General features: G+C 42.7%; 5 protein-coding genes. All 5 read left to right on the top strand.

What is annotated here, in order from left to right; genetic code table 11:
- Window positions 1-690 (top strand): hypothetical protein (locus BCT34_RS24275; RefSeq protein ID WP_102300720.1); only part of this gene is annotated, 690 nt, incomplete at its 5' end.
- 21 nt (window positions 691-711) lie between these two features.
- A complete protein-coding gene (locus BCT34_RS02955; protein ID WP_102300718.1) occupies window positions 712-1,821 on the top strand; it encodes a DcaP family trimeric outer membrane transporter in 1,110 nt (369 codons plus the stop codon).
- Between the two features lie 1,205 nt (window positions 1,822-3,026).
- Window positions 3,027-3,791 carry a transcriptional regulator gene (locus BCT34_RS02945; RefSeq protein WP_076651299.1) on the top strand — a complete coding sequence of 255 codons (765 nt, stop codon included), beginning with the start codon at window positions 3,027-3,029 and terminating at the stop codon, window positions 3,789-3,791.
- Window positions 3,792-4,054: 263 nt separating this feature from the next.
- The gene (gene ygjK / locus BCT34_RS02940; protein WP_076651298.1) at window positions 4,055-6,745 is read left to right on the top strand and encodes an alpha-glucosidase; all 2,691 of its coding nucleotides are present in this window, start codon (window positions 4,055-4,057) and stop codon (window positions 6,743-6,745) included.
- Window positions 6,746-7,084: 339 nt separating this feature from the next.
- Window positions 7,085-7,792, top strand: a complete 708-nt coding sequence (locus BCT34_RS02935; protein ID WP_076651297.1) for a GntR family transcriptional regulator — start codon at window positions 7,085-7,087, stop codon at window positions 7,790-7,792.
- Window positions 7,793-7,899: the final 107 nt, after the last annotated feature.

Raw genomic sequence — 7,899 nt, 5'->3', positions numbered from 1 at the left:
TTACTTGACCACTACAAACAGCAACAAATCGACCCTTCAGATATGACGCGCACATATACCCAATTCACAGCGGGTATGAACACCAAAGGCGACGCGAAGCTTATAGGCTCTCTTTCTGGCGGATACTCAAACGGCCAGGAGTTTATGACGGTTGCAGAGGCAACAATGAGCACGGAAGGCGACTATAAAGATAGTCGAGTGCAGTATTACCACGTTTTCAAAGCTGATTCCGCGCTTACTCCGCGCTATGCCGCTTCCCTGGACGTTATTGACAACGACCTTTTTAGCTCCGCTAGCTTAGGCGCGGCAACAGTATTTAAAACAGGGATTCAGGGGTTCGATATTTACGCTCGATTAGGCTATGCGGCGGGTGAGTTTAGCGACGACTTCGCAGCAAGTCAGAATATTGGCGACAAGAGCGCTAGCGGCCTTATGTGGGGCTTATATCCGACATACGTTGCAGATAACGGAATGTTTGTAACCGTTTACCCGGAACTCTTGTCTCTAAATGGCGAAACCGACTTTTCAAACTTGAAAACAACAGTCTCTTTCGGGGCGCCTATCAATGAGAATAAAACGACCTGGATAAACCTGAAATTCGAAAACGTACAGAATGAATGGGAAACGAACGGCATAAAAGAAAGCACAAACGATAACGTTCTTTGGACTTACTTTAAGTTGTACTTCTAACCTGTCCCTGAAGGAACTAGCGTGAATAAATTCAATTTAACGGCTGCTAGTGTGGCCGTTTTTTTTTCTATATCGTCATACGCAAGCAATACCGAATTTAACCTTTCTGGCAAAGTCACGGCGGCCATGATCGCAGATAGTGACATTTCAGGGGTTGGAGCAAATAACCTTTCTAGCGTTCTATACGCCAAAGAGTCGGACGGGGAGGTTTCCCTTGATACTACGCTAACCCGATTAAACTTCGGCACTAAAACAGCACTAGATAACGGGGAAAGCTTAGATTCCTTTATTGCTTTTGACTTTAACAACCTAAACAACGGCGAAATGAATCTTCGCTTCCGTGAGGGTTATATCAAGTGGAATTCCGGGAATTCGACACTTCTAGCCGGGCAAACTTGGTCAACCATGATGGATATGAACGCTTATCCTTCGATGGTACTAGAGCCAACCATTACCGGGGTCGTTTTCACCCGTCAGCCAATGCTTAGATTTTCTCAGGACTTCGGCGCCTTTAAGTATGACCTGGCTATTGAGCAAGGGAAGGACGCTATAAAGCAAACAGGCGTGCCGGGAGAGGTTAAGGGAACCGTTAACACTCCCGATCTAATCTTAGGCTTAGAAACCAATACAGAGCTATTTTGGCTAAGGGCTACAGGTGTAGTAAACCAAATCAAAGCTAAGAGAGGGGAAGAAGAAAGGCTTAATGAGTTGGGCTATGGGTTCCAGGTTTCCGGTGGTTTAAAAATTACCGATAAAGACTTTTGGAACGTGTCCTACTTCAATAGTCACGGGCATGATCGCTATGTTCTTGGGTCGAATGGTACTAGCTCGCAAGTTACCGGAAGCGGGTTGGACGTCGAGAAGTCACAGGCAATATGGACGTCAATCGGACACACCTGGAGCGAAAACGTTAAGTCGACTATTGGTTATGGGGCTTGGAAGTCAGACACCCCGGAACTTAGCCAAATGACGGAGCTTACAGAGTCACAATTCGCCCTAGCTAACGTTAAATACACGGTTAGAGAAAACCTAACGTTAGGCGCCGAGTATAACTATACAAAGGCGACGACAGCGCAGAAACCAACGAAAGACAATCACCGATTAATTCTAGCAATTGATTACCAATTTTAACCATTACCCCCCGGGGTTCCGGGGGATTCAAAGACGCCCTATCGAATGGACGGGGCAAAGGTTAATTAGCATTTAAGCCGTAAACCCTCGCCCGATCTGAGGGCGGGGATATAAGACGAAAAATCTTTTTGTAATAATTATGGAGAAATTATTACAAAAATAATTAATGGTATTAAATGGTTTATCGACCCGTTTAATTACTTTGAAAATATGACCGGGGATCAGGTTTTTGAATTATGTTCGAACTTGCCTAGCCACTTTAGCGAAGAACTCCCAAACGGAGAAAAATTAAAGGGTTCAATCGACGTTAATGTTATCGAGGATTCAAAGTTTACATTCTTTGCAGGGCTTCTTTTGGATGAAACCCGGGGGAATGGGAAATACCCCTTAGCCGTAGCGTTTACGAGTAATTCGGGGATCGCTATCTATCAAGACTCTTTCGTTTCAGTTTCCCATTTTAAAGGGGTTAATAACGCCGTCTATAGAGTTAGCTAAATATGGGGAGTAGGTTAACCACGAAACAGTTTATTACTAACCAAGTTGAGAAATGAAAACTTAGCCATGTAGCTCGCGACTAAGAAAGCTCAAACATTCAAAGCACACCCTATTGGATGTGCTTTTTTATTCTCAGCTTGCAGACAATTTCGCCCTTCCACCCTTCCGCCTATTCAAGCCAGAGAAAGCAAGGTGAGATACCAAGTAAATTAAAGAACGAGTAATAAATAGGAAAAATATATAGGAAGTTTAATAAATAGCTATATAATATGATTACGCTTCAATAATTACACTCCCTATTTAACTAACCTCCTTACTCCTTATAACAATATTTTTACTGGTCACATCCTCAATAAAATACCAGTCAATCACGAATACTTTGTGATATCAATCTAGACTAAATTCCGAAGTACAACTTATTGATACTTCCCACCCAACAAATTAATCTCTCGTAAGATAATTTTTACTAAAAACCACTATGAACTTAATTTTACGCATCAAAACAATTATACTCACCCCCATACTGATAATGAGTTAAACGTTAGTAACATTGAGTAAAAGTTGTCCAATCAACAACAAGTAAAATTCTCAAATTTGCAAAATTCAACTCATAGTTAATATTGAAAATATTTGGAACAAAAATCACAAGAGTAGGATTCTCTTGAATTTATTATCAGGGATGCTGACAAAAATAGAACAGGCATTGTTAGATGAATAATTCTGCAACGTATTTACTTGCTGCTTTACGAGAAAAAATCAAAGAGAAAGGGATTTGTTATTCCGATCTCTCTGCCGGGATGGGAATTCCTCTCTCAACCATTAAAAGACAACTACACAACACGTCTTTAGGGCTGGATAAAATACTCTCATACGCGACTCATTTAGATACTGACTTAGTAGAATTATCTATGCGAGGCAAACAGTTACAGCAAGAGAACGAACAGTTTATTACGGATATAAATAGTGAAATATTCCATCAATATCCGTACTTGTTTGATTTTTTGTATCTATTGCGACGAAAAAAATGGTCACCACAAGATATTGCCAATAAATATCAACTGAGTCATACGTCAATAGCCATATATTTTCGAGCATTAGAAATGATGGACTACGTTGAATTAAAAGGTGAAGACCAATACCGCTTCAAAGATCAAGGCCGTTTTATTTTTGAAGAAGGATCTAAGCTTGATACGTTGTTCGCCAAGCGCTTTCGAGATGAAGTATTCAGCCATGATGTGCGCCCTCCGATCTGTATAGGACGCATTGCTATTACTGAAGAACAAGAAGAGAAACTGGCGAACGAGGTGTACAACAAACTGATTGAGTTTGATGTACAAAACAAGAATGGAGAAGGCAGTGAACGGCTCAGAAATGTGTTAATGGCCTACACACCAGGCAATCAGATATTTCTTTCTGATACGATCCCAAATATTGACGGTGAATTATTAAAAGCCATATCAATGGCAAACGAATAATGATTAACACGCACTAATAACAAATTATATTTTATTGAGAAAGAACCTAGTCGTAATCCATCAAGGCTACAATAATATTCAATAATTAATAACTTGTTATTTAAACAAGTTGAATAAAAAAAGAATTGACGCAAATAGCGCTATTTTCTCATACCAATAAGTGAAATAAATAAGGCTGAATCTTCTTCACGAAACTCGGCAGGGCATGTCTCGACCTTTTTTCGCCTGATCAGATTCAAAAACCAATAAATGAAGGATATAACATGCAGTTTAAAACGTCTTTATGTGCGATTGCTGTCGGGGTTGCTCTAACACTAAGCGGATGCAACAGTAGTGATAATAGCTCGAATGTGGATACTCCACTTAAAGCAACCGAATTCCACAACACCATCGATCGTGCAGGTGTACCAGTGGCGTTACGTGATTTGCACGGCGGCCACCTGCGCTACATTCCAATGTTCGATAACGGCTCATGGCATGGCCACACGTTAGACACCAAAGGTGGTGAAATCACGCTAGGTGGTACAGCGCTATTGACCGAAGAATACGTGTCATTCATGGCTGCACGTTTCGACCGTTTGGCTCTGACTGTCGACGGCCAGCCAATGCAGCTAGAACTGACAAACGCATACTCACAACCAGGTGCGTTGATTCAAACGTATACAGGCGATAACGGTATCGAAGCCGAGCTAGAAATGCGTTTTGTGACTAATCGTACTTCTCTTGTAAAAACCACCATCAAAAACCCGAATAAGCTAGATATTCAAGGTGAATGGGATGGTGAGTTGATGCAAAACTATCGTGCGGATGATGGCACGGCATACAAGAATGAAGACAACACAGTCCGTAGTGTTGAAGAAGCTTACCCAACTTACTCCCGTGATATTACAGCGACAGACAATGGTGTAGAAGTCTCTTTTGGCGCAGTTCGTGATTCATGGTCATTGTTGACATCTGGCGATTCAAAGTTCGAAGTAACGCGTTCTATCAAACCAGAAACTAGCACCATCAATGATGACAAAAAAGGTTTCGTGCAAATGGCTTCTCTAGGTGATGGCGAAGAGATCACGTTATACACGGCTTCCACTCACGTTCAAAACACCAAAGAACAAGCGTCTGAGTTTGCAAAACTGGATAAAGTGATGGCCGATCCAAAAGGTTACATGCACGATTCAGCAATGCGTTGGGAAGAATACCTAGAACACGGCCTCACCAACGGTGCGGCTTCACAAGAGCATGAGTTCGTTGCAGTAAAAGCAATGGAAACATTGAACGCGAACTGGCGTGGTGCTGCGGGGGCGATTGACCACGACACCGTAACCCCTTCCGTTACGGCCCCTTACTTCTCAGGCAACATGACATGGCCGTGGGATACATGGAAGCAAGCTTACGCAATGTCACACTTCAACCCAGATGTAGCGATGGAAAACATTCGTACTGTATTCCAATACCAAGTGCAGTCTGATGATCCAGTCCGCCCTTGGGATGAGGGCTACCTACTTGATGTCGTGACTTACAACCTACCAGCAGAACGTTGGGAAGGCATGTCTGCGGAATACAAAAAAGTGTTCCCTCAAGCGACCGATGGCCTGAACTGGAACGAGCGTAATACTAAGCCATCACTGGCTGCATGGGCTGTTTGGGAAGTGTATACCGCACTGAAAGACGAACATAACCGTCCCGAAGAAGCACAGAAGTGGCTAGAAGAAATGTATCCGAAGCTAGTGGCATTCCACGATTGGTGGTTACGAGCTCGTGATACCAACAAGAACGGAATACCGGAATATGGCGCAGCGAAAGATCCAATTCATACCGTTTTCGAAGATGATGTGAATAACGGTTCTTGGGGACCAGATGCGTCTGTGGACGACATGAAGTTCCAATATAAAGACGAAGCGAATGGCGATACGTGGATCAAAGAAACGAGTATCGAGAAGTACAACGAATTACTGACTTCTGGTGAGTACACCGCGATGAGCATACCTGCGAAAGTCGCAGCGGGTTGGGAGTCAGGTCGTGATAACGCAGGCGTGTTCGGCTTTATCGACACTATCGATAACCTACAAGGATTATCTGAACAACCGACACAAGAAAAAGCGGAAGAGATAGACCAAATGGGTCGCTACGCGCACGACACCAATGGCTTTGACAACACCTACAATATTGCGATGGGCGCAGACGGTTCAGTTGTGACCTACCTTGATAATTCGGTTGAGAACATGGACAAACTGGCTCTGGCGAAGAAAGACTGGGAGGTGAAGTTCAACGAAAACACGGATAATTCAAATAGCTTATCTGGTTACTCTCTGATGCAAGAGTCGGTAGACCAAGCGTCTTACTGGTACTCAGACAACCTATACCTATCGCAAATCGCCGACGTACTGGGTAAAGCAGATAAAGCCGCTGAGTTTGCAGAAAAAGCGGCTGATACCAAAGAGTACATCAACCGCTGTATGTACGATGAGTCAACAGGCTTCTACTACGATATCGAAGTGGTACCAAATGGCCTCCCTAACCAATGTGCAGGTCCGGTATTAGTGAAACGCGGTATGGGGCCTGAAGGTTGGTCACCACTCTTCAACAATGCAGCGACGCAAGAACACGCGGACAAAGTCGTGGAGAACATGCTAAATACCAGCAAGTTTAACTCACCTAAAATTCCGCTAGGCACGGCATCAATGGACAACCCGGCTTACGGCCCTGACATTTACTGGCGTGGTCGCGTGTGGCTGGATCAGTTCTACTTTGGTGTACGCGGTATGGACAACTATGGATACGGTGTAGAAGCGCGTCAAATGGTCGACAAGCTATTCCAAAATGCGCAAGGCCTAACAGAAGCTACCCCGATTCAGGAGAACTACAACCCAGAAACGGGCGAGGTTCAGGGTGCGAATAACTTCTCCTGGAGTGCCGCGCACCTTTACATGCTGTACAACGGTTTTGTCGGCAAATAGCAGCCACACTCATTAGATATTAGGCGTTGCAGATGGCCCCCCTAGCATCTGCAACCGCTTAAACCTCTTTAAGTCAGGTTGGATTCAAAAGTCACAGTAAATGCTGTGGCTTTTTTATTATCAGCTTGCGCGTAAGTTCACCCTATCCCTTATCTAATCAAGAAAGAGAATGAAGTCACACACCCAGAAGTTACCCTCAAATACCTCCTTTTAACCACCCTCTTCCCCATCATCTGTTTGACCTTCTATGTTAGAATTATCAGCACGTTCGGATTGCGCTGAGTATCTGATTTAGTTAACTATAATTTAGTCACCATGAGTGTCTTTTAAGTTTTTAGAATGAAGAAATATGAATTAGTTGTTCAAGATATTGTGAGCAAAATTTGCCAAAACAGTATCAGCCATAAGCTTCCTGCTGAAAGAGAACTATCTGAAATATATGGATTGTCTCGTTTCACGATTCGTAAAGCACTAGCCAAGCTAGAAGCGATTGGCATGGTGAAATCTAAGGTAGGTTCTGGTTACTTCGTTAACACTTCTCTGATTGGTACACCACTGGTGTACAACTCGATCACTGAAAACAGTTTTGAAGAGATCTCTTATAAAAAGATCCAGCTGAATAAAGCGCTACCCAATAACCACGAACAGCAGATTTTTTCTTTAAATGACAATGACTATATTTGGAAAATTAGACGTCTTCGATTGATTAACAACAAAGTAGTCCAGATTGAAGAAGCCAAGATCCCTGTTAGTGTCTTCCCAGAAATGAATGCCGAAATCATAGAAAGCTCGATTCAAAAGCACGCTTTATCAAAAGGCCTTCAGATCGACAGTTACTTGACGACTTATCAAGCCATAAACGTGTCCAAAGAAGATGCCGAACTGCTGGGTTGTAAAAAGAATGTCGCCGCTATGAATATTACCAATAGGGGCTTTTTATCTTCCGGTGAGTTGTTCATTGTAAGTGACATCATAGATATTAACTATCAGTGTACTTATCACAGCCCATTTAACAGTGAGAGCATGAGCTTTCGTGATAAGAAATAACAACTTCGTGAAATGAAGTATATTTCAAACCTAATAGCCATTATAAATAATCAAGATTATAGAAATATAAATAGAAAACTAAGTCATTCCCGATTTCAGATAATAAG

Origin of the sequence: Vibrio sp. 10N.261.45.E2 (genome assembly GCF_002875705.1) — a bacterium.
Taxonomy (GTDB): domain Bacteria; phylum Pseudomonadota; class Gammaproteobacteria; order Enterobacterales; family Vibrionaceae; genus Vibrio.
This window is presented reverse-complemented; position numbering and strand designations above follow the sequence as displayed.